Origin of the sequence: Natrinema saccharevitans (genome assembly GCF_001953745.1) — an archaeon.
Lineage (GTDB): Archaea > Halobacteriota > Halobacteria > Halobacteriales > Natrialbaceae > Natrinema > Natrinema saccharevitans.
The window spans coordinates 519,199-539,929 of the sequence record NZ_LWLN01000001.1 but is presented as its reverse complement, the minus strand read 5'-3'; the positions used below and the strand labels follow the sequence as shown (position 1 = coordinate 539,929).

The 20,731-nt window shown below is 68.5% G+C and carries 17 protein-coding genes; 12 read left to right on the top strand and 5 right to left on the bottom strand.

Translation table 11 applies throughout. The annotated features are described in order from the left end of the window. The first annotated feature begins 75 nt into the window (after positions 1-75). The 5 genes from A6E15_RS02820 to argS all read left to right on the top strand — a co-directional run bounded on the left by A6E15_RS02820 (position 76) and on the right by argS (position 6,146). Positions 76-915 (top strand): proline dehydrogenase family protein, encoded by an 840-nt coding sequence (locus A6E15_RS02820; RefSeq protein ID WP_076143429.1) that lies wholly within the window; start codon positions 76-78, stop codon positions 913-915. Positions 916-1,125: 210 nt separating this feature from the next. Continuing rightward, positions 1,126-2,085: a succinylglutamate desuccinylase/aspartoacylase family protein gene (locus A6E15_RS02815; RefSeq protein ID WP_076143427.1), complete on the top strand. Its 960-nt coding sequence runs from the start codon at positions 1,126-1,128 to the stop codon at positions 2,083-2,085. A 1-nt stretch (position 2,086) separates the two neighbouring features. Further along, on the top strand, positions 2,087-3,214 hold the full coding sequence (locus A6E15_RS02810) for a pyridoxal-phosphate dependent enzyme (RefSeq protein ID WP_076143425.1): 1,128 nt from the start codon (positions 2,087-2,089) through the stop codon (positions 3,212-3,214). Positions 3,215-3,319: 105 nt separating this feature from the next. Continuing rightward, positions 3,320-3,856: an NUDIX hydrolase gene (locus A6E15_RS02805; RefSeq protein ID WP_076143423.1), complete on the top strand. Its 537-nt coding sequence runs from the start codon at positions 3,320-3,322 to the stop codon at positions 3,854-3,856. Positions 3,857-4,358: 502 nt separating this feature from the next. Then, the gene (argS, locus tag A6E15_RS02800; RefSeq protein WP_076143422.1) at positions 4,359-6,146 is read left to right on the top strand and encodes an arginine--tRNA ligase; all 1,788 of its coding nucleotides are present in this window, start codon (positions 4,359-4,361) and stop codon (positions 6,144-6,146) included. A gap of 109 nt (positions 6,147-6,255) precedes the next feature. On the opposite strand, the gene A6E15_RS02795 is transcribed toward argS, so the two are convergent. Together A6E15_RS02795 and minD are read right to left on the bottom strand one after the other, a co-directional pair. After that, entirely contained in the window at positions 6,256-6,771 is a 516-nt protein-coding gene (locus A6E15_RS02795; RefSeq protein ID WP_076143421.1) for a hypothetical protein, read from the bottom strand. A 290-nt stretch (positions 6,772-7,061) separates the two neighbouring features. Next, positions 7,062-7,931, bottom strand: coding sequence for a cell division ATPase MinD (gene minD / locus A6E15_RS02790; RefSeq protein WP_076143420.1), 870 nt, complete (start codon positions 7,929-7,931; stop codon positions 7,062-7,064). A gap of 185 nt (positions 7,932-8,116) precedes the next feature. Between minD and prf1 the strand changes: the two genes are divergently transcribed. The 7 genes from prf1 (at position 8,117) to A6E15_RS02755 (ending at position 17,747) form a co-directional block, all read left to right on the top strand. Beyond that, on the top strand, positions 8,117-9,376 hold the full coding sequence (gene prf1, locus A6E15_RS02785) for a peptide chain release factor aRF-1 (protein WP_076143419.1): 1,260 nt from the start codon (positions 8,117-8,119) through the stop codon (positions 9,374-9,376). A 119-nt stretch (positions 9,377-9,495) separates the two neighbouring features. Then, on the top strand, positions 9,496-10,425 hold the full coding sequence (locus A6E15_RS02780) for an NAD-dependent epimerase/dehydratase family protein (protein ID WP_076143417.1): 930 nt from the start codon (positions 9,496-9,498) through the stop codon (positions 10,423-10,425). Positions 10,426-10,537: 112 nt separating this feature from the next. Further along, positions 10,538-11,689: a lysylphosphatidylglycerol synthase transmembrane domain-containing protein gene (locus A6E15_RS02775; RefSeq protein ID WP_076143414.1), complete on the top strand. Its 1,152-nt coding sequence runs from the start codon at positions 10,538-10,540 to the stop codon at positions 11,687-11,689. A 7-nt stretch (positions 11,690-11,696) separates the two neighbouring features. Beyond that, on the top strand, positions 11,697-12,878 hold the full coding sequence (locus tag A6E15_RS02770; RefSeq protein ID WP_076143412.1) for an alpha-1 4-glucan-protein synthase: 1,182 nt from the start codon (positions 11,697-11,699) through the stop codon (positions 12,876-12,878). 39 nt (positions 12,879-12,917) lie between these two features. Then, a complete protein-coding gene (locus A6E15_RS02765; RefSeq protein WP_076143410.1) occupies positions 12,918-14,078 on the top strand; it encodes an extracellular solute-binding protein in 1,161 nt (386 codons plus the stop codon). Next, positions 14,075-15,688, top strand: coding sequence for an ABC transporter permease (locus tag A6E15_RS02760; RefSeq protein ID WP_076143408.1), 1,614 nt, complete (start codon positions 14,075-14,077; stop codon positions 15,686-15,688). Before A6E15_RS02765 ends, A6E15_RS02760 begins: the two co-directional genes overlap by 4 nt. A 37-nt stretch (positions 15,689-15,725) precedes the next feature. Then, positions 15,726-17,747, top strand: a complete 2,022-nt coding sequence (locus tag A6E15_RS02755) for an ArnT family glycosyltransferase (protein ID WP_076143406.1) — start codon at positions 15,726-15,728, stop codon at positions 17,745-17,747. Positions 17,748-17,765: 18 nt separating this feature from the next. On the opposite strand, the gene A6E15_RS02750 is transcribed toward A6E15_RS02755, so the two are convergent. The 3 genes from A6E15_RS02750 to A6E15_RS02740 form a co-directional block, all read right to left on the bottom strand. Next, positions 17,766-18,512 (bottom strand): dolichyl-phosphate hexose transferase, encoded by a 747-nt coding sequence (locus tag A6E15_RS02750; protein WP_076143403.1) that lies wholly within the window; start codon positions 18,510-18,512, stop codon positions 17,766-17,768. Positions 18,513-18,577: 65 nt separating this feature from the next. Then, positions 18,578-20,215: a GMC family oxidoreductase gene (locus A6E15_RS02745; protein WP_076143401.1), complete on the bottom strand. Its 1,638-nt coding sequence runs from the start codon at positions 20,213-20,215 to the stop codon at positions 18,578-18,580. Further along, the gene (locus A6E15_RS02740) at positions 20,212-20,730 is read right to left on the bottom strand and encodes a gluconate 2-dehydrogenase subunit 3 family protein (protein WP_076143399.1); all 519 of its coding nucleotides are present in this window, start codon (positions 20,728-20,730) and stop codon (positions 20,212-20,214) included. Before A6E15_RS02740 ends, A6E15_RS02745 begins: the two co-directional genes overlap by 4 nt. Between the last annotated feature and the right edge of the window lies 1 nt (position 20,731).

The window sequence follows — 20,731 nt, the reverse complement described above, 5'->3', positions numbered from 1 at the left end:
GAGTTCCTCGCCCGCAGGAGACCGTTGCCGAAAAACGGAGGAATCCTCTTGTCGGTCGCGCCCCCAGTAGGGGCTATGATCCCGCCGATCGCGAACCGGTTCGTCGCGGGAGAATCCCCCGCCGAGGCGCTCGCCCACGTCCGGCGACTGAACGACCGCGGCGTCGACGGCATCGTCAACCTGCTCGGCGAACACTACGACGATCGAGGGGCAGCCGCCGCCGACGCCGCCGAATACCGGCGGCTCGTCGCCGACATCGCCGGCTCGCGGCTCGGGGCCTGCATCTCGGTCAAGCCCTCGCAGCTGGGCCTCGAGATCGACGAGTCGGTGTTCCGGCGGGAGCTGGCGGAGATCGTCGCCGCCGCGGCCGAGCGGGACGTCTTCGTCTGGATCGACATGGAGGACCACGCGACGACCGACGCGACGCTGGACGCCTTCGAGGCGGTCGCCCGCGAACGGGGCGGGGGCGGGGTCGGCGTCTGCCTGCAGGCGAACCTCCGCCGGACCCGGGCCGACCTCAGGCGACTCGCCGACGTCCCGGGCAAGGTCCGGCTGGTCAAGGGGGCCTACGATCCGCCGAGCGACGTGGCCTACACCGATTCCACGCGCGTGGATCAGGAGTACCGGACCCTGCTCGAGGCGGCGTTCGAGCGCTACGACGGCGGGATCGCGGTGGGCAGCCACGATCCGGCGATGATCGAACACGCGACGGCGTTACACGAGCGCCACGGCACCGACTTCGAGATCCAGATGCTCATGGGCGTGCGCGAGGACGCCCAGTACGAGCTGGCCGAGGAGTACGACGTCTACCAGTACGTCCCCTACGGCGACCGCTGGCTGTCGTACTTCTATCGCCGGATCGCCGAACGGCGGGAGAACCTCCGGTTCGCGCTTCGGGCCGTTCTCAGTAGCTGACCGGGACCGACACACGGCCGGCCTCGAGCGCGAACTACGGCCGATTTCGGGGTGAATCACGGCTGGCGCGGCTCGCCGAGAGACTGGGGCGCTCGTCCCGTCTCGAGGTCGTGAAGCCGGCACCCGGCACGGCCGTCCCTCCCGTCGCTGCTCCCGCCGCTCGAGATCAAAGGATAGTATAAAGGCGAACGGGTTCATCGTGAGGGACATATGACGACGACGCTCGGTACGGCGAGCGCGGGGCCCGGGGAGATCGATACGGGCCGTCTCGAGGTCGGCGAGACGCGGGATGGCAGTCCGTTCGGACTGCCCGTGGCCGTGGTCAACGGCGCGAAGCCGGGGAAGACCCTCTACATGCAGGCGGCGAGCGACGGCGACGAACTCAACGGCGTCGGCGTCGTCCAGCGGGTCGTGCCGCGACTGGACCCCGCCGAACTCTCGGGGACGATCCTGATCGTGGGCATCGTCAACTACCACGCGTTCCAGGTGGCCGAACACCGCAACCCGATCGACGACACGAAGATGAACAGGGCCTATCCGGGCAACGAGGGCGGCACCTCGACCGAACGGATCGCGGCCGCGACCTTCGAGACCGCCTCGCGGGCCGACCTGATCCTCGATCTCCACCAGGGGTCGACCAGCCGGATGGTAGACGAGGTCCGGGTCCGCTGTGGCAAGCGCCACCGGCTCCACGATCAGTGTCTCGAGCTGGCGAAGGCCTTCGGCTGCGGCTACGTTCTCGACCAGAAGGGGCCGGACGGCCAGCTGGCCCGCGCGGCCCCCGACGAGGGGATCCCGACCGTCGACCCCGAACTCGGCGGGGCCGTCGGCTGGGACGAGGAGAGCGTTCGAAAGGGCGTCACGGGCGTGTTCAACGTCCTCCGGTACTACAACTTCCTCGAGGAGGCCCACCCGCTCGAGGTCCAGACGCGAGCGAAGGGCTTCGAGCAGTACGGGGCCCCGGCCGGCGGGCTCGTGACCCGAACGAAAGACCTCGGGGATCGGGTCCGCCCGGGCGAGACGCTGTTCGAGGTGACGACCCCCTTCGGCGAGCCGAAAGCGGAGGTGACCGCCGACAGCGACGGCATCCTCTGGCGGGCCAGACGGCTCCCGCAGGTCGCGACCGGGGAGTACGTCTGCTCGGTCGGCACCGACGTCGACGAGTACTGATATGGCGGCCGATCTCACCTGCCCCGACTGCGGGACCGTCTACGAGGCCGGACCGGACGAACCCTGGCGCTGTGGCTGTGGCCACGCACTGGAGTTCGACGAGCGACCGCACCCGCAGGGCGATCCGCTCCCGCTGCACAACCTCGACACGACCGAGGGCCTGTGGACCTTCTTCGAGTTCCTCCCGATCGAACAGCACGTCACCTTCTACGAGGGCTTTACGCCGCTGGTCGAGGCCCCCGACTGGGACGCGCAGTTCAAACTCGAGTACGTCTTCCCCACGGGATCGTTCAAGGACCGCGGCGCGACGACGACGCTCTCGCGGGCGGTCGAACTCGGCGTCGAGAAGGTCATCGAGGACTCCTCGGGCAACGCCGGCGCGTCGATCGCGACCTACGCCGCGCGGGCGGGGCTGGACGCGGACATCTACGTCCCCGCCGACGTCAAGCAGTCGAAGCTGATGACGATCCAGCGGGCCGACGCCCGCCCGGTTCGGATCGAGGGCTCTCGGGAGGACGTCACCGCGGCCTGTCACCGGGCCGTCGAGGGCGACGGGGACGGCGAGGCCCCCTTCCAGACCGGCGACGGCTGGTACGCCAGCCACGCCTGGAACCCCGCCTTCTACGCGGGCACGATGACCTTCGCGTTCGAGGTGGCCGCCCAGCAGGGCTGGACCGTCCCCGACGCCGTCGTCCTCCCGATCGGTCACGGGACGCTCTTTTTGGGCGCGTATCGGGGCTTCTCGCTGCTGAACGAGGCGGGCATCGTCGACGGGATGCCGCGGCTACTGGGCGCGCAGGCGGCCGGCTACGCCCCCATCGTCGCCGCGCTCGGCGGGGACACCGCCGACGGCGATGGGACGACCATCGCCGACGGCATTCGGATCAGCGAACCCGCACGCGGCACCGAGATCCTCGAGGCGATCGAGGAAACCGACGGTGACGCCATCTCCCTCGGTGGGGGACCGATCGAGACCACGCTCGACCGACTACATCGCAACGGCTTCTACGTCGAACCCACCTGTGCGGTCGCGCCGGCGGCCCTCGAGCAGTACCGCGAAAACGGCGTCGTCGACGACGGGGACGACGTCGTCGTCCCGCTGACCGGCAGTGGATTGAAGACCCTTTGATACGGTCTGCTGTACGTCAGTTCCGGAGCGACCGCGACGGCCTGGGTCGCACCGGGAAATCGTTACAGCAAACCGTATGAGGACTGCATATCGAACCGTCGATAGATGGTCAGCCGACCCCCGACGTTCTGTCCCGACTGTGGCACCCGCCTCGAGCGGACGAGCGCCGACGACCGCGAGCGAAAGCGCTGCCCGGCCTGCGAGGCGATCGTCTGGCACAACCCCGTCCCCTGTGCCGGCGTCGCCGTCGTCGACCGCTCCCGGCCGGACCCGGCCGTTCTCTGTGTCGAGCGGGGCGTCCCGCCGGGCGTCGGCGAGTGGACGATCCCCGGCGGCCACATGGAGACCGGCGAGGAACCGCCCGCGGCGGCCGCCCGCGAACTCGAGGAGGAGACCGGCGTCGCCGTCGATCCGGCCGACCTCGAGATCCTGTCCGCGTCGGCGATGCCGCCCCGAACGGGCAAACACGTCGTGACGGTCCACTACGTGGCCGACCGGGCCGACGCCACCGGCGAACCGGTCGCGGGTAGCGACGCGACGGACGCCCGGTTCTGGACGCCCGCCGCGTTCGACGCCTCGAGCGAGACGTTTCGGCCGGTCCACGAGGAGCGGTTTCGGGAGGCTGCGCAGTCTCTCGAGTGACGGACGGATCGTCGTCTCGTAGCGAATCCGCAGTGGACATATTTCCCTCGCGGTGGCGCGCGCTGTCGGCCGCCGGAGTGCGAACGGAGGCGGCCGATGACATCGTGCGAGGGATGAACGAGCGCCGGCAGGCGCGAGTGAATCGGCTGGGGAGGCCGTGGCCACTCCGTGTTGCTACGGTAGCAGGACACTTCCCTCCGCTTGTCCACGGTCGAACACAACAGGTTGGAACAGTACGTTCTGACGCGACCCAGAAGCAACGCATCTCGCTAACGTGGGAACGATGAGGACAACACCCTCCCCAACCGATTCGTTCGCTCCTTGCAGTCGCTCGCTCATCCCTCGCGCAGCGTCATCGGCTGCCCTCGCTAACGCTCAGTCAGCCGACAGCGCGCGCCACCGCATATTGGCTGCTCGTGGAGTCTACATACTCGAGTCGCGTTCGGACGAGTTCGAGCCGAAACCCGACATCCCTTTACTCCGGCCCTGAATACGGGCGGGTATGTTCCTTGCCCTACGCGCGGAAGTCGAGGGCGCCCTCGAGGGGGCGCTCGCCGCGCTCGACTTTCCGACGGACGATCTCGGGATCGAAGAACCGCCGGACGACGTCGCGAGCGTGCTGGCCTCGAGCGTCGCCTTCCGACTGGCCGGCGAGGCCGGTGCGCCGCCGCCGCAGGTCGCCGGGCGGGTCGCCGACGAGATCGACGCCGACGAGTTGACCTACGTCTCGGTGGTGCAGACGCAGGGCCCCTATCTCAACTTCCTGCCCAGCGACGCCTACTTCGCCGAGACGCTGTCCGAAGCGACCGACGAGCGCTACGGTCACCTGCCGGACCGCGACACGAGCGTCGTCGTCGAACACACGAGCGCGAACCCGACGGGGCCGGTCCACGTCGGCCGCGCGCGGAACCCGATCATCGGCGACGCCGTCGCCAACCTGCTCGAGTACGCCGGCTACGACGTCGATCGCCACTACTACGTCAACGACGCCGGCCGACAGATGGCCGTTTTCACCTGGGCCTACGAGACCTTCGACGAGGCGGACTTGGAGAGCGAGCCCGAACGCGACCGCAAAGAGTACGACCTCGTGCGCTACTACCGGAAGGGCAACCGGGTCCTCGAGAACGCGCCCGACGAGGAGGTCGAAGCGGCCGAGACCGAGATCGAGTCGATCATGCAGGGCCTCGAGGCGGGCGACGACGAGACCTACGAGCGCGTCAGCGAGGTCGTCGATCAGGTGCTGGGCGGGATGACCGAGTGTCTGGAGCGCCTGCCAGCCGAGTTCGACGAGTTCGTCAAGGAGACCCGCTTCATGCGCAACGGCGACACCGACGACCTCGTCTCGCGGCTCAAAGACCTCGACGAGTCGGTCTACGAGGAGGATGCCTGGCAGCTCGACCTCGAGGATCACGGGATCGACAAGAACCTCGTCTTCCTGCGTTCGGACGGCACCTCCCTCTATGCCACGCGGGACCTGGCCCACCACGAGTGGAAGTTCGACGAGTACGATCGGGCCGTGACGGTGCTCGGCGAGGACCACAAGTTACAGGCCCGACAGCTCCGGACGACGCTGGAGTTGCTGGGCAACGATACCGACGACCTCCGGCAGGTGCTGTACTCCTACGTCAACCTCCCCGAGGGGAAGATGAGTACCCGTCGCGGGACCGGCGTCGATCTGGACGACCTGCTGGACGAGGCGATCGACCGGGCGCGCGAGGAGGTCGAGGACCGGCTCGACGACCGCATCCGCGACGACGAACTCGACGACGACGACATCGAGCGCATCGCCCATCAGGTCGGGATCGGTGCCGTTCGGTACGACATCGTCTCGAAACAGCCGACGAAGGCGATCACCTTCGAGTGGGACCGCGCGCTGGACTTCGAGGCCCAGTCCGCACCGTACGTCCAGTACGTCCACGCGCGCTGTTGTGGGATCCTGGAAGAGGCCGGCCTCGATCCCGATTCCGACCTCGAGACCCAGGACGTGACTCTCGAGGCCCTCGAGGCCGACCTGCTCGGGACCGACGCCGAGCGGGACTTGCTCGAGACGATCGCGCGGTTCCCGGCGGTCGTCGACGAGGCCGGCGACGACCTCGAGCCCCACCGGATCGCGACCTACACTCGCGAGTTCGCCGATCGGTTCAACGGCTTCTACCGGGAGTGTCCGGTGCTGGCCGACGACGTCGATCCCGAGGTTCGCGAGGCCCGACTCGCGCTGGTCGCCGCCTCGAAACACACGGTCGCGAACGCCCTGTCGATCCTGGGCGTGGCCGCGCCGCGGTCGATGTAAGCGGCCGGGACCCCCCGGGGCGGTCGCGGCGGTGCCGGCCGTCGGGACGGTCCCGCGGCTGGGTGGGGCGTGGCCGAAAGAACGACGCCGTCCGCACGGACGTGCGCGCTTACTCGTCGGTGGTCTCGAACACGAGATCGGCGAGTTCGTCATCGTCGATCTCGTCGTTGATGTACTCGATCGCCCACTGGACGTCGACGTAGAACGACATCACCATCGCCCCGTCCTGCTCGAGGACCCAGGTGACGCTGTTGACCTCGGCCGCGAACGCCTCGGGGTCGGTGATCGCCGCCGCGAGCGTCTCCCCGATCGACTGGAGTTCCGCACGCAGGACATCGAGGTCGGTCGTGGTAGTCGTCGCGACGACGTCGACCTCGTCGCCGTCCTTGTTGATGTCCTCGATCGACACCTTCTCGCTGTCGAGTGTCATCGCGTCCGTGTCCATCCCGGGGATGTCGGACTCGTTCTCGTCGTCGGGCTCGTCGGTGTCACCGTTCCCGCCGTCGGACGGCGACCCGTCGTCGTCATCGTTCGATTCGTCGTCGCCGGTTTCGTCGCTGGAACAACCGGCGAGGACCGTTGCGAGCGCAGCGCCACTGCCGAGGAGGATCTTTCGTCGCTCCATGGGCGACCCATCGGGAACAGTCGTGATTAGTAATAAGTTCGTTACCCGGTCAGTCACGAACGGCGACTCGTTCGGATCGAACCGACGGTCGAAACCGCGCGGGAAGGGACCGACAAACAGATCCAAACGTCGGCCATATCGGCTCGAGATCGACCGTACGTGGCGTCAGACCGTCACGCGCTCGTGAAGCTGTCGAACGGCGGTAATCGGCCCGTTCCGAACCGCGGGCGGATACCGACGGCCAATCGCCGGCGGAAGGCACCCGTTACCCGGCGCGTTCGGGCCGCCGATCAGGGATCGGACTCGGCTTCGGTGATCGCACTCGAGACGTCGTCGTGGGCGGCTTCCCGTCCGTCGCCCTCGTCGGCGGCCGCCTCGGACGCCGCGTCCGCCGTGTCGTCTGCGCCCCCATCGGCCGTCCCCGGTTCGTCGTCGGTCGGGACGGGAACCTCGAGGCCGGTTAGATCGGCGGCGAGCCGCCGGTAGGCGACGGCCGCCGGACCGTCCGGTTCGTAGACGACCAGCGGCGTCCCGGCGTAGACGCTGTCCCGGGCCGACGGGTCCTCGGGGATCGTCCCGAGCAGCGACACCTCGAGGCGGTCGGCGAGTTCCTCGTGGGAGACGTCGCCGTCGGGTCGGGTTCGGGTCAGGACGAGGCCCGCGACCTCGCCGCCGGAGCGGTCGGTCAGCTCGACGGTCTTTTTCGTGTCGTGGACGGCGGCGGGCTCGGGCGTCGAGACGAGAACGACGGCGTCGGCCAGTCCGAGCGGCAGGACGGTTTCGTGGCTAATGCCGGCCCCGACGTCGAGCAGGACGTAGTCGAAGCGCGAGCGGAGGTCGTCGACGGCCTCGCGCAGCCCTTCGGGGGAGGTCTCGGCGTACTCGTCGAGGGTCGTCCCGCTCGGCACTGCGACAATGTTGTCGGCCAGTCGGTAGGTCGCGTCCTCGATCGATGCATCGCCGGCCAACACGTCGTGAAGAGTCGTGGAGTCGGGAGAGAGGCTGACGAACCCGGCGAGGTTCGCCATCCCGAGGTCGGTGTCGACGATGGCAACGCGTGCCCCGGCGTCCGCGAGGGCCGTGCCGAGGTTGACCGTCGTCGTCGTCTTCCCGACGCCGCCTTTTCCGCTCGCGATGGCGTAGACAGTCTCGTGAGACATGCGTGGGTACTGTCCGGACAGTGGAACGGCACCCCCTTAAATCGTCACCTCACCGCCCGCCCGCTGGAACGGTCGGTCGACCGGCGACCGAACGCGGCCCGATCGGACGTCGTCGGACCGGGCGGTCGCCCCGGTCGATCGGTGTGTCAAAGGATTCTTACCGACAGACCGGTTTTATACGTGTAATGAGCCAGGAGGGCGAGCAGGAGCAATCCGACCGGAAAAAGTACGAGTTCCGGAAGGTCATCGAGGATCTCAAGGACTACGACGGCTCCGGAACGCAGCTCGTGACGATTTACGTTCCCGACGACAGACAGATCAGTGACGTCGTCCAGCACGTCACGCAGGAACACAGCGAAGCGGCCAACATCAAGTCCAAACAGACCCGAACGGCCGTGCAGGACGCGCTGACGAGCATCAAAGATCGTCTCAAGTATTACAGCACGTACCCGCCCGAGAACGGGATGGTGCTGTTCTCCGGCGCGGTCGACTCCGGCGGCGGTCGCACCGAAATGGTCACGAAAGTCCTCGAGAGTCCGCCCCAGCCCATCGAGTCCTTCCGCTATCACTGCGACTCGGACTTCCTGACCGAGCCCCTAGAGGAGATGCTGGCCGACAAGGGCCTGTACGGCCTGATCGTCCTCGACCGCCGCGAGGCAAACGTCGGCTGGCTGAAGGGCAAACGCATCGAGCCGGTCAAGTCCGCCTCCTCGCTGGTCCCCGGAAAGCAGCGAAAGGGTGGCCAGTCCGCCCAGCGATTCGCCCGCCTGCGCCTCGAGGCGATCGACAACTTCTACCAGGAAGTCGCGGGGATGGCCAACGACCTGTTCGTCCCCAAGCGCCACGAGATCGACGGCATTCTCGTGGGCGGTCCCTCGCCGACCAAAGACGAGTTCCTCGACGGCGACTACCTCCACCACGAACTCCAGGACGAGGTCCTGGGCAAGTTCGACGTCGCCTACACCGACGAGTCCGGCCTGAAGGACCTCGTCGACAACGCCGAGGACGCCCTGGCCGACGCCGAGGTGATGAAGGACAAGAAGGTGATGGAGGAGTTCTTCGAGGAACTCAACGCGGGCGACAAGGCCACCTACGGCTTCGAGCAGACCCGCCAGAACCTGATGATGGGGGCGGTCGATCGCCTGCTCATCAGCGAGGACCTCCGGAAGGACGTGGTCACCTACGACTGTCCCGAGTGTGGCGCGACCGAACGCGAGGTCATCGACCGGCGCAAATCGACGCCGACCCACACCTGTACCGACTGCGGGACCGAGGTCGAGGCGACCGACGAGGACCGCGAGGACGCCATCGACCACCTCATCGAGATCGCCGAACAGCGCGGTACCGAGACCAAGTTCATCTCGACGGACTTCGAGAAGGGCGAACAACTGCTCAACGCCTTCGGCGGGTTCGCCGGCCTCCTGCGGTACTCCACTGGCGTCTAAGCGTCCGTTCTCCGAATCGACATTCTCGTCTCCGGTCGAACGCCCGCTCGCGCACGAGCAACAGCGCCGTCTCGACGCGAAACGCAACTACTTACCAACGGGTCGCTGAATCAGTGCTCATGTCCATCTCGAGTCGACACGTACTCGTCACGGGCGGGGCCGGCTTCATCGGCTCCCACCTCACCGAGCGCCTGCTCGCCGACGGCGCGGCCGTCACGGTCGTCGACGACTGCTCGAACGGCGACCGCGACCGCGTCCCCGACGACGCCGAGTTCCTCGCGGCCGACCTCACCGAGCCCGACGCGCTCGAGGGAGCGCTCGACGACGTCGACCTCGTCTTCCACCTCGCGGCGTCGAAACACGTCGACACGGACCGGCCCCACGGTCAGTTCGACGACAACACGCGAATGACCCGGACCCTCCTCGAGGCGATGGCCGACGCGGGGGTCACGGAGATCGCCTACACCTCCTCCTCGACGGTCTACGGCGAGGCACCGCGGCCGACGCCCGAGGACTACGCCCCGCTCGAGCCGATCAGCGCCTACGGGGCGAGCAAGCTGGCCGACGAGGGGCTGCTCTCGGCGCGGGCCCACAGCCACGATCTGACGGTCTGGAACTTTCGGTTCGCGAACGTGGTCGGACCGCGACTGCGCGGGGCGGTGATTCCGGACTTCATCGAGAAGCTACGGGACGACCCCGAGACGCTGACCATCTTGGGTAACGGCCGCCAGGAGAAGTCTTACCTCCATATCGAGGACTGTCTCGACGCGATGTGTCACGTCGTCGAGAACGCCGACGACGCGATGAACACCTACAACCTCGGCACGCGGACGACGACCTCGGTCGACCGGATCGCCGCCATCGTCGCGGACGAACTGGACCTCGACCCCGCGTTCGAGTACACCGGCGGCGACCGCGGCTGGACCGGCGACGTGCCGAAGATGCGGCTCTCGATCGAGAAGCTCTCGGCGCTGGGCTGGGAGCCCCGGCTCTCGAGCGACGAGGCGGTGCGACGGGCGACCCGGGAAATCGTCTCGGAACTGCGCTGAGCGGCGAGCAGCGCGGTGATCTTCCTCGGCGGAAACCCGCTCGAGCGAGAGCGTCCCGCCCGACCAGAGCAGTTTTAGGTGGGCTTAAATATCTGGGTCCGAAGCATCGGGTATGAGCGACGGGGGCGAGCGAACGGGAGCGGACGCGTCCGGCGACGACGCCGCGAGCGGCGGGATCGCAGCGGCGCTGACCCGCGGTCGGCTGACGATCGCGGGCACGGTACTCGTGGTGGTCGGGCTGTTCGTCGCCCTCCGGGACGTCGACGTCGGGACGGTTCTCGCGGAGATCTCGTCGGCCGACCCGCGCCTGCTCGGGGCCGCAGTCGTCGTCTACGCCGTCTCGTGGCCCCTCCGCGGACGGCGGTACGGCGACGTGCTGGCCGCGATGGGGCGGCGGGCCGGGACGGCGTTCTGTACGGCCGCCGTCTTCGTCAGCCAGACCGCGAACCTCGCGATCCCGGCGCGGGCCGGCGACGCGGCCCGCGCGTACGTGATGGAAACCAGACGGGACGTGCCCTACACCGCCGGGTTCGCGTCGCTGGCCGTCGAACGCGTGTTCGATCTGGCGACGATCGCCGCGCTCGCGGGGCTGGCGACGGCGTGGCTCGCGGTCACCGGCGCGGCCGGCCCGCTCGAGATCGCCGCCGAGGCCGGGGGCGCACGCACCGCGCTGGCGGCCGCGGCGGCCGTGAGTACGGCGACGGTCGGCGTCGGGTTCGTCGTCGTCACCGCCGCGCGGGCGGACCACGGACTGGGCGCACGGTTGCGGGCTCGAGCGGCGGGCCGACCGCGCCTCGAGCGGGCGCTCGCGGCCGCGCTCGGGTTCGCGGGGGACGTCCAGGTGGTCGCCCGGCAGCCGGCGACGGTGGCGCGGATCGGCGCGGGAAGCCTGCTGATCTGGGCGCTCGACGTCCTGACGGCGGTGCTGGTTCTGGGGGCGCTGGGCAGCGGGTTGGCGCTGGGACCGCTGCTGGCGGTCGGAACGCTGGCGGTCAGCGTCGGGAACCTCGCGAAGGTCCTCCCGCTGTCCCAGGGCGGCGTCGGGCTCTACGAGGCCGCGTTCACGGCGCTAGTCGTCGCGCTCACCCCCGTCGGCGCGGGGACGGCGCTGGCGGCGGCGATCGTCGATCACGCGCTGAAAAACGGCGTGACGCTGGTCGGCGGCGCCGGCGCGGTCGCCGCGCTGGGACTTTCCGTGTCGGACGCGACGGCCTCGGAGCCGTCGCGTGAGACCGACAATGTTTTAGGCTCGCCTAAAAAATAGGCGGGCAATGAGTCAGGATATCTGCGTCATCGTCCCGACGATCCGGGAGTACGAGTGCATGCGCTCGTACTTCGCGAACGCCCGCGACCACGGCTTCGACCTCGAGCGACTCCACGTCGTCCTCGTCACCGAGGACTTCTGCGAGACCGAGGAGATGGAAGCCATGCTCGAGGAAGAGGGCGTCTCGGGGGAGGTCTTCGACGGGAGCCGCCGCGAGGAGTGGTACGAGGCCAACGACGTCGCCGAGTACGGTCACGTCGTGCCGGCGGCCAGCCACGCCGAGACGAGTTTCGGTCTGCTGTACATGTGGGCCCGCGACGAGTTCGACTACGGCTTCTTCATCGACGACGACACGCTGCCCCACGAGGACGAGGACTTCTTCGGCACGCACATGGACAACCTCGCGTTCGAGGGCGAGATCGAGGAAGTGTCGTCCGACGAGCAGTGGGTCAACGTCCTCTACCAGAACGCCGACGAGCACGGGCTCTACCCGCGGGGCTACCCCTACTCGGCGATGGGTGAAACCGTCGAGACCGACACGACCGAGATCGACGGCGGCGAGGTCGTCGCCTCGCAGGGACTGTGGACCAACGTCCCCGATCTCGACGCCGTCCGCATCCTGATGGACGGCGACCTCGAGGGTCAGGCCCAGACCCGGACCTCGGGCGAGGACTTCGGCGAGGACTTCGTCGCGGCGCGAGACAGCTACCTCACCGTCTGTTCGATGAACCTCGCCTTCCGCCGCGAGGTGATCCCGGCGTTCTACCAGCTGCCGATGGACGAAAACGAGTGGGACGTCGGGCGATTCGACGACATCTGGTCGGGCGTGTTCCTCAAGCGCGCCTGCGACGTGCTGGGCACGCGGATCTACAACGGCGCGCCGCTGTGTGAACACAACAAGGCCCCCCGCAGCACCTTCGACGACCTGAACAACGAGGTGCCGGGCCTCGAGCTGAACGAACACCTCTGGCGCGTGATCGACGAAGTCGGCGGCGACGCCGACTCCTACGCCGCGGTCTTCGAGGCGATGGCTCGCGAACTCGCCGACGGCGACTGGGACGACTACAACAACGGGGCCTTTTTCAACCACGTCGGCGAGTACATGCTCGACTGGCTCGACTGTCTGGCGACGCTGCGCCCGGCGACCGGCCTCGAGACGGACCGCGGACCGGTCGTCGCTGACGACTGAACCGTCAGCTATAAGTTTTTAGGTCAACCTAAACCAAATATGAACGACGAGAAGGATAATCGAGTGGTTTCACGTCGGCGAACGCTGCAGGTCGGCTCCGCGTTCGGCGCTGCATCGCTTGCCGGCTGTCTCGGTTTCTTCGACGACGACGAACAGAACGCGGAGATTCCGTCGCTCTCGGAGTTCCGCGGATCCGGTTCGCTGGTCGAGGGGCGACCGGCGCCGGGCGGGACCTCCATCGAGGACCTCCCGAACCTCTCGGGGGACCTCGCGCTCTACATCGGCGGCGGCGAGGGCGGCATCTACTACGAGTTCGTGGAGATGCTCCAGGAGATCTATCCCGATTTCGAGGTCCATCCGACCGACAATACCTCGTCCTCGCTGGCCCAGACGATCGTCGAGGAGGTCGACTCCGGCGCGTCCCAAGCCGACGTGTTCTGGTCGATCGACGCCAGTTCGCTCGGCTTCGTCGCGGAGAACGACGCGTACGAACCGCTGTCTGACGACGCCGTCGAAGCGGTCGGAAACAGCCAGTTCGTCGGCGACGACAACGCGTGGGCCGGCGTCGCCGGCCGTGCCCGCGCGGTTCCGTACAACACGAACGAACTGAGCGAATCAGACGTTCCGAACACCGTGCAGGACTTCCCCGAGACCGGCGCACTGCAAACGATGGGGTGGGCACCGACCTACGGTGCGTTCAAGTCGTTCGTGACGGCCATGCGGCTGCTCCGCGATGATGAGGTGACCCGCAACTGGCTCAGTAGCATGAGCGAGGCGGGGACCGAACGCTTCAGCAACGAGTACGCCGTCTCCGAGGCGGTCGCCAACGGCTCGCTGTCGGCCGGGTTCGCCAACCACTACTACGCGATGCGGGTCAAGAACAGTCGGCCGGACGCCCCGATCGATCTGGCCTTTACCGAGGGCGACGCCGGCGCGTTGATCAACGTCGCGGGCGCGCTGAAGGTACAGGGTACCCAGCGCGGCGAACTGGTCGATAACTTCGTCCGCCACCTGCTCTCGTCCGAGGCCCAAGAGTACTTCGCGACGATCAGTTTCGCCTATCCGATGATCGCGGGCGTCGAACCCGTCGGTGGGCTGCCGACCATCGACGAGTTGAGCCCGCCGGACATCGACCTCGCGGACCTGGCCGATCTCGAGCCGACCCTCGAGCTGATGGACGACGCCGGCGTCTCGGGATGAGCGTTCGGGAACGCGTCGCGAAGACGGTCGGGCGAGCCGACGGCAGCGACAGCGGCGCGACCGAAATAGGCCTCGTCCTGCTCGCCGCGGCCATCGCAGCCGTTCTCGTTCTCCCGTTGCTCTGGCTGGTCATCGACGCCGCCGGGCTCGGGACCCGCGCGTTCGAACTCGCCGTCGATTCCCGGACGATCGACGTGCTGATCCGAAGCGTCGCTCTCGTCGCGATCGTGACAGGGGCGAGCGTCCTCATCGGCGTGCCGCTCGCGGTGTTGACGGTTCAGGGCGAGATTCCCTTCCCCCGGTTCTGGACCGTCCTCATCGCGCTCCCGCTGGCCGTCCCGAGCTACCTCGGGGCGTTCGCGTTCGTCTCGGCGTTCGGTCCGCAGGGCGAACTCGTCGGCTTCCTCGAGCCGCTCGGCGTCGACGCCCTCCCGTCGGTCTACGGCTTCGCCGGGGCCGCGTTCGTGTTGACGCTGTACACCTATCCGTACGTGTTCCTGACCACGCGAGCCTCCCTGCTCTCGATGGACGGCTCGCTCGTTGAGGCGGCCCGGACCCTCAACGCGGGCCGCTGGGAGGCGTTTCGCCGGATCACCCTGCCGCAGATCTTGCCGGGGATCGCCGCCGGCGCACTGCTCGTCGCGCTGTATGCCCTCGCGGACTTCGGCACGCCGAATATCATGCGCGTCGAGGTGTTCACGCAGTTTATCTACGCCAGATACAACGCCTTCGACCGCGACTACGCCGCGTTGCTCTCGCTACAGCTGCTGACGGTGACGGCGATCATCCTCGCGATCGAGTCGCGGATCGGCGTCGACGAGTCGGGCGCGTACGAGAGCGGCGGCGATCGGGGCAGCGCCGACCTCGAGTTGGGGGCGTTGCGATACGTGGCCCTCCTGTTGCCGAGCGCGATCGCCCTGCTCGCGCTCGTGCTTCCGGTCGCCATCTTCTGGATGTGGCTGAACACGGGCGGTCCCGGCTACCAGGTCGGGCGGCTGACCTTCGACTGGGAGTACGGGTTCAATTCGGCCTACGTCGCCCTGCTCGCCGCCGTCGTCTCGGTGCTGGTGGCGCTGCCGATCGGGATGGGGTCGGCGACCTCCGACTCGCGAGTGGCGGCGCTGGCAGACCGGGCCCCCTACATCGGCTACGCGACGCCCGGGATCGTGCTGGCGATCGCGTTGCTCAGTTTCAGCCTCGACGTGTTGCCGTCGGTCTACAAGACCGTTCCGCTGCTGGTCTTCGCCTACGTGGTCCGGTTCATGCCGCAAGCGATCGGATCGATCCGGACCTCGACGTTGCAGGTCGACCAGAAGCTGGTCGAGGCGGCCCGCACGTTGGGTCGATCGCGACTGAACGCCTTCCGGTCGGTGACGCTCCCGCTGATCCTGCCGGGCGTCGCCGCCGGGGCCGCGCTGGTCTTTCTCACGACGATGAAAGAGTTGCCGGCGACGCTGATGCTACGCCCCCTCGGGTTCGAGACGCTCGTGACCTACATCTGGCGGGTCGAGGAGGCCGGCCTCTACGGACAGGCGGCAGTGCCGGCGCTCGTACTCGTCGGTATCTCGGGCCTGTCGATGGCGGTGATACTCGCACAGGAAGGGCGGTGAGATCCGTGAGTGAGACGTTCCAACGAGGGCCGGTACCGTGAGACGTCGCCCGTGGCGGCTCGCCGTGGCCGCCGTCGCGCTCGTCGGCGCCGTCACCGTCTGGCTGCTCGCGACGCGGACCTTTCCCTACCACTCGCTCAACCACGACGAAGGGGTCTATCTCCAGCAGGCGGCGATGTTGCTCGAGGGCCAACTCTTCGTCCGACCGCCGGTCGAAGACGTCTTCCGGCCATGGTTCTTCGTCGAGGACGGCAAGCGGCTCTATCCGAAGTACTCGCCGGTCCCCGCGGCGATCTTCGCACTGGGCGAACTCGCGGGCGGCTACCGGCTCGCGCTGGCGGGGATCGGCGCGGCAATCCCCGCGCTCGTGGCGCTGGTCGTGCGGGAGGTATTCGATCGGCGGACCGGCCTCGTCGCCGCCGTCGCGGTGTTGTGTTCGCCGCTGTTCCTGATCGAGACGGCGGTGTTCCTGCCGTACGCGCCGACGGCGATGCTCAATCTGGCCTTCGCCTACGCGTACCTCCGGGCCGACCGGACGGGGGACCTGCGGTTCGCGGGCGCTGCCGGCGCGGCGATCGGGCTGGCCTTTTTCGCGCGACCGTACACGGCGGTCCTGTTCGCCGCCCCGTTCATCGCCCACGCCTGCTGGACGCTGTGGCGGGACCACCGGGCGGCGCTCCCCCGACAGGCCGCGACGGCGGCGTTCGGGCTGGTCGGCGTCGGGCTCGCGCTGGCCTACAACGCCGTCGTGACCGGCTCGCCGCTGGTGTTTCCCTACGAGGCGTTCGCCCCGCTCGACGGGCTGGGATTCGGTCGGCGGCGGATCCTCGAACACGAGATCGAGTACACGGTCGGGCTGGCGCTGCGCTCCAACGCGTTGGTCCTGCGGTCCTTTTTCACGGAGTGGCTCGTCGGGGGGCTGCTCGGCGCGGCGCTGGCCGCGGCTGGACTCGGACTGGTCGTCCGCCGGGGCCTCTCGCCACGCGAGGCGATCCTCGCCGGTCAATTGCTCACGATTACCGTCGGCAACGTCTACTTCTGGGGGAACTTCAACGTCCTCGGCGACATCGACCGCGCCGGCACCGGCCTGATCGCCACCCACGGCCCCTACTATCACTTCGACCTCCTGCTTCCGGCCGCGGCCTTCGCCGCCGTCGGCGCGCTGGCGTTGTTTGACATCGTTCGCCGACGGGCCGACCGCTCTCTGTCACCGCAGGGAGCTCGCGCGGCCGTCGTCGCGGTGTTGCTCGTGAGCGCGCTCGCGGTCGGCGGCGTCACCGCGACGACCCTCGAGGGGAAACTCGAGCGAAACGAGGCCGTCACCGAGACCTACGATCGGGCCTACGATCCGCTCGAGGACGGGGCGATCGAGGAACCGGCGGTCGTCTATCTGCCGACGCCGTACGGCGACTGGCTCGCGCACCCGTTCCAGGCGCTTCGCAACGATCCCGGCTTCGACGGGGACCGCGTCTACGCCCTCGACGAGCGGCCGTTCGACGTGGCCGACGCGTACCCCGACCGCTCGCTGTACCGCTTCGCGTATCGGGGAACCTGGGCCCCGCAGGTGGGGTCGCCACAGGGTGCCCGTCTCCAGCGGGTCGAGCGGGTCGCCGGCGAGACGGTCGCCCTGAACGCGACCGTCGGCGTTCCGGAGGCAGCCGGCAGCGTCAGCGCGACGATTACGACCGACGACGGAAGCGAGACCTACGTCGCCGACGACGTCTCGAGTCCGCTGGCGACCCGGCTGGTCGTGGCCGACGGCGAGGTCCGGTTGCGCGGCGCGGCGTGGAACGCCACCGACTCGATCGCCGTCGACGAGCGAGACGACGTCACGCTGACCGTGTTCGTCGATCGGGGTCCCGGCAACAGCTTCAGCTACCGGCTCGAGTTGCCGGTGCGGGGAGACGACGAGACGGTAGAGGCGCTGACACCCCGGGTCGAGCGATGCAGCGGGATCCGCGACTGTGGCGGCGAGGCAGCGTACCTCCCCGAGAGCGCGCCCGACGGGACGTTCGTCAGAACCGACCTCGCGACGCCCGATCGGGACGGACTGGGTTAAGAAACGAAGCCGCGTCGACTACTGCGTCGGCCGGTGCGGAAGTTCTCGCAGTCGCTCCTCGAGGGGAACTTTGACGATCGAGCGGGCGATCTCGGCCCCGCCTTTGAACGGATCGAGCTTCGTCTGGCCGGCGCGTTCGCGGTACTCGATCGGGTGTTCACGGACGTCGTAGCCGCGCATCAGGGGGCGGAGCAGCAGTTCCGCCGAGAGGCCGGTGTTTTCCGTCCACTCGATGTCCTCGACGACGTCGCGCCGGTAGGCCCGCATGCCGGTCGTGGTGTCGTGGACGCGGGTGCCCATGAGGAGGCTCGCGACCGCGGCGAAGGCGTGGTTGCCGAGGCGGTTGAGTGCCGGCATCGCGTCCGCGCCGTGATAGAGCCGGTCGCCGCTGACGACGTCGTAGCCGTCGTTGATCAGTGCGAGAAACTCCGGGAGCTGCTCCATCGGATAGGTGTCGTCGCAGTCGGTCGTGACGACGATCGGCCGGTCGGGCTCGAGGATCGCTGCGCGCACGGCGACGCCGTACCCCTGTGGCTCCTGCTCGATGACCGTCGCGCCGTGGTCGCGGGCGATCTCGGGGGTGCGGTCCGACGAGCCGTCGACGCAGACGATCTCGGCCGTCCCGTCGGTGACCTCGTCGATGTCGGTCAGTACTTTCCCGATCGCTTCCTCCTCGTTGTACGTTCCCATGACGACGCTGACGTCCTCGAAGGTGTACTCCTCGTCCGAATCATCGGTCGTCGCGGGCTGGGCCCCACTACTCATTGCCGGTACTCTCTGCGCGCCGTATTTATGCTTTTAGGTTTGCCTAAAATAGGGCAATCCGACAGTTACAACCACTCGAGGACGTGGTCGGCGGCCTTCAGGGCCAGCGCCGCGATCGTCAGCGTCGGGTTCATCGCCCCGCCAGTCGGGAAGACGCTGCTCGAGGCGATCCAGCAGTTCTCGAGATCGTGGGTTCGCAGATCGGGTCCGACGACGCTCTCGTCGGGATCGTCACCCATCCGGGTCGTCCCCATGTGATGATAGGCCGGCCCCGTTCCCTCGGGGCCGACCTGCCAGGTGATCTCGGCGCCGAGTTCCGCGAGGATCTCCTCCTGGATCTCGTTGACGCGCTCGATCGTCTCGAGCGCGCGGTCGCCGACGGTCCAGTGGACGTCCGGCACCGGGTTGCCGTGATCGTCGGTCGTCGAGGGGTCGAGGCCGACGTAGCTGTCCTCGCGGGGGAGTTGCTCGACGAGTCCGCCCATCCCGATGTGGGTGCCGTAGTCCGAGCGGAGCCGCTCGAGCAGGTCGTCGCCCCAGTCGTCGCCGGTCAGCGCCATCCCGACCGGCGAGGGGCCGTCGTAGTTGAAGAACTCGATTTTGAAGGGGGCCTGCTCGGCGTCGGCCTCGTCGTAGAACTGGTGGGACTCGCTGGTCAGGAAGCCGACGTGGTTCTGGCGGGTGGGTTCCTCGAGGACGCCGCCGGTGCCCGCGAAGAGGTGGTCCATGAAGTACCGGCCGACGAGCCCGCTCGAGTTGGCCAGCCCGTCGGGGAAGTGACTCGATTCCGAGAGCAAGAGCAAGCGGGGCGTCTCGACGCCGCCGCAGGCGATCACGAAGGCGTCGGCCGACTGGCGGTGGCGCTGGCCGTCCGGCGTCGCGTAGACGGCCGCCTCGATCGCGTCGGGGCCGTGTTCGAGTCGCTGGACCGGCGCGCGGTCGATGACGGTCGCGCCCCTTCGCTCGGCGCGCTCGACGTGGACGGTCGCGTCGTACTTCGCGCCCGAGGGACAGACCGGCTGACAGGTGCCGTAGCCGACGCAGGCGCTCCGATCGTCGTAGGCCTCCGAGTTGCGCGCGTTGGGCACCGAGTGCATCGCGATCTCGAGTTCGTCGCAGGCTTCGGCGAACAGGGAATCGCTGTAGGACGGCGGGAAGGCCGGCATCGGATGGGGCCGCTCCCGCGGCGGGGCGAACGGGTTGTCGTCGGCCCCTGCCACGCCCAGTTCCCGCTCGGCCGCGGCGTAGTAGGGACGGAGGTCCGCGTAGTCGATCGGCCAGTCGGCCCCGACGCCGCGGACGCTCTCGGAGTCGAAGTCGTCCTCGTGGAGCCGCATCACCATCCCCTGCCAGTGCAGCGTCGAGCCGCCGACCCCGCGAGCGCGAGCGTGGTTCAGCGGGTAGAACCGCTCCCCGGAGGATTCGTAGGCATCCCGCTCCGGATCGCCGTCCCAGACGTCCGGGCGGTCGTAGGCGGGCCGGATCGCGCGCTCTTGACGAGCGAGCCGATCGTCGGGATCGAACCGCGGCCCGGCCTCGAGGATCACGACCTCGCGGCCGGCCTCCGCGAGGCGGTCTGCGACGATCCCGCCTGCGGGGCCAGCGCCGATGACGCAGACGTCGGCATCGGGGACGGGTGTTCGATCGGCGTCCGTATCGGCGGCCGGTGCCGCCGAACCGGCCGGCGGCCGCTCCCAGCTCACGCGTTCGGCCCCCGCTGATAGGTCCCGATCCCGCCCGGGTGGCCCTGCGGGTTCTCGAGGCCGACCAGTTCGCCGCCGGTCGGCGAGGCGTACAGCGCCAGCAGGAGGTCGTTGACGACGTAGTACCGGACCCGTTCGCTCGCCGTCCCCGACGGGTTCTCCTCGGCGTCGTCGGCCCCCACGTTCCGCAGGACCTGCTCGCGGTCGGCGGCCGACAGCGCCGCGAACTCCGCGTCGAACCACACGTTCGCGTTCTCGTCCAGTTCCGCGACCGCTCCCTCGAGCCCCGCGACGTGGTCCCGGTCCCCGAGCCGTCCCTCGAGGAAGGCCGCGACGAACGGTTCGATCCCGGACACCTCGCTGGGGTAGACGACCTCGGCGGTCGCGACCAGCGTTTCGCGGAGCCCCTCGACGTCGATCGGCTCCGAGCCGGGCGGGGCGACACAGCCTGCCAGCGTCCCCCCGAGGCCGAGTGCCGACAGCGCGGCGACCGCGTCTCGCCTCGTCAGTTCCATG

Excerpts from the sequence above, each read along its gene's own strand:
- A6E15_RS02795 (WP_076143421.1), bottom strand. The coding sequence starts at position 6,771 with ATGGAGCGACGAAAGATCCTCCTCGGCAGTGGCGCTGCGCTCGCAACG.
- A6E15_RS02805 (WP_076143423.1), top strand. The coding sequence starts at position 3,320 with ATGGTCAGCCGACCCCCGACGTTCTGTCCCGACTGTGGCACCCGCCTC.
- A6E15_RS02820 (WP_076143429.1), top strand. The coding sequence starts at position 76 with ATGATCCCGCCGATCGCGAACCGGTTCGTCGCGGGAGAATCCCCCGCC.
- argS (WP_076143422.1), top strand. The coding sequence starts at position 4,359 with ATGTTCCTTGCCCTACGCGCGGAAGTCGAGGGCGCCCTCGAGGGGGCG.
- A6E15_RS02750 (WP_076143403.1), bottom strand. The coding sequence starts at position 18,512 with ATGAGTAGTGGGGCCCAGCCCGCGACGACCGATGATTCGGACGAGGAG.
- A6E15_RS02740 (WP_076143399.1), bottom strand. The coding sequence starts at position 20,730 with ATGGAACTGACGAGGCGAGACGCGGTCGCCGCGCTGTCGGCACTCGGC.
- prf1 (WP_076143419.1), top strand. The coding sequence starts at position 8,117 with ATGAGCCAGGAGGGCGAGCAGGAGCAATCCGACCGGAAAAAGTACGAG.
- A6E15_RS02760 (WP_076143408.1), top strand. The coding sequence starts at position 14,075 with ATGAGCGTTCGGGAACGCGTCGCGAAGACGGTCGGGCGAGCCGACGGC.
- A6E15_RS02815 (WP_076143427.1), top strand. The coding sequence starts at position 1,126 with ATGACGACGACGCTCGGTACGGCGAGCGCGGGGCCCGGGGAGATCGAT.
- A6E15_RS02810 (WP_076143425.1), top strand. The coding sequence starts at position 2,087 with ATGGCGGCCGATCTCACCTGCCCCGACTGCGGGACCGTCTACGAGGCC.
- A6E15_RS02780 (WP_076143417.1), top strand. The coding sequence starts at position 9,496 with ATGTCCATCTCGAGTCGACACGTACTCGTCACGGGCGGGGCCGGCTTC.
- A6E15_RS02775 (WP_076143414.1), top strand. The coding sequence starts at position 10,538 with ATGAGCGACGGGGGCGAGCGAACGGGAGCGGACGCGTCCGGCGACGAC.
- A6E15_RS02770 (WP_076143412.1), top strand. The coding sequence starts at position 11,697 with ATGAGTCAGGATATCTGCGTCATCGTCCCGACGATCCGGGAGTACGAG.
- minD (WP_076143420.1), bottom strand. The coding sequence starts at position 7,931 with ATGTCTCACGAGACTGTCTACGCCATCGCGAGCGGAAAAGGCGGCGTC.
- A6E15_RS02765 (WP_076143410.1), top strand. The coding sequence starts at position 12,918 with ATGAACGACGAGAAGGATAATCGAGTGGTTTCACGTCGGCGAACGCTG.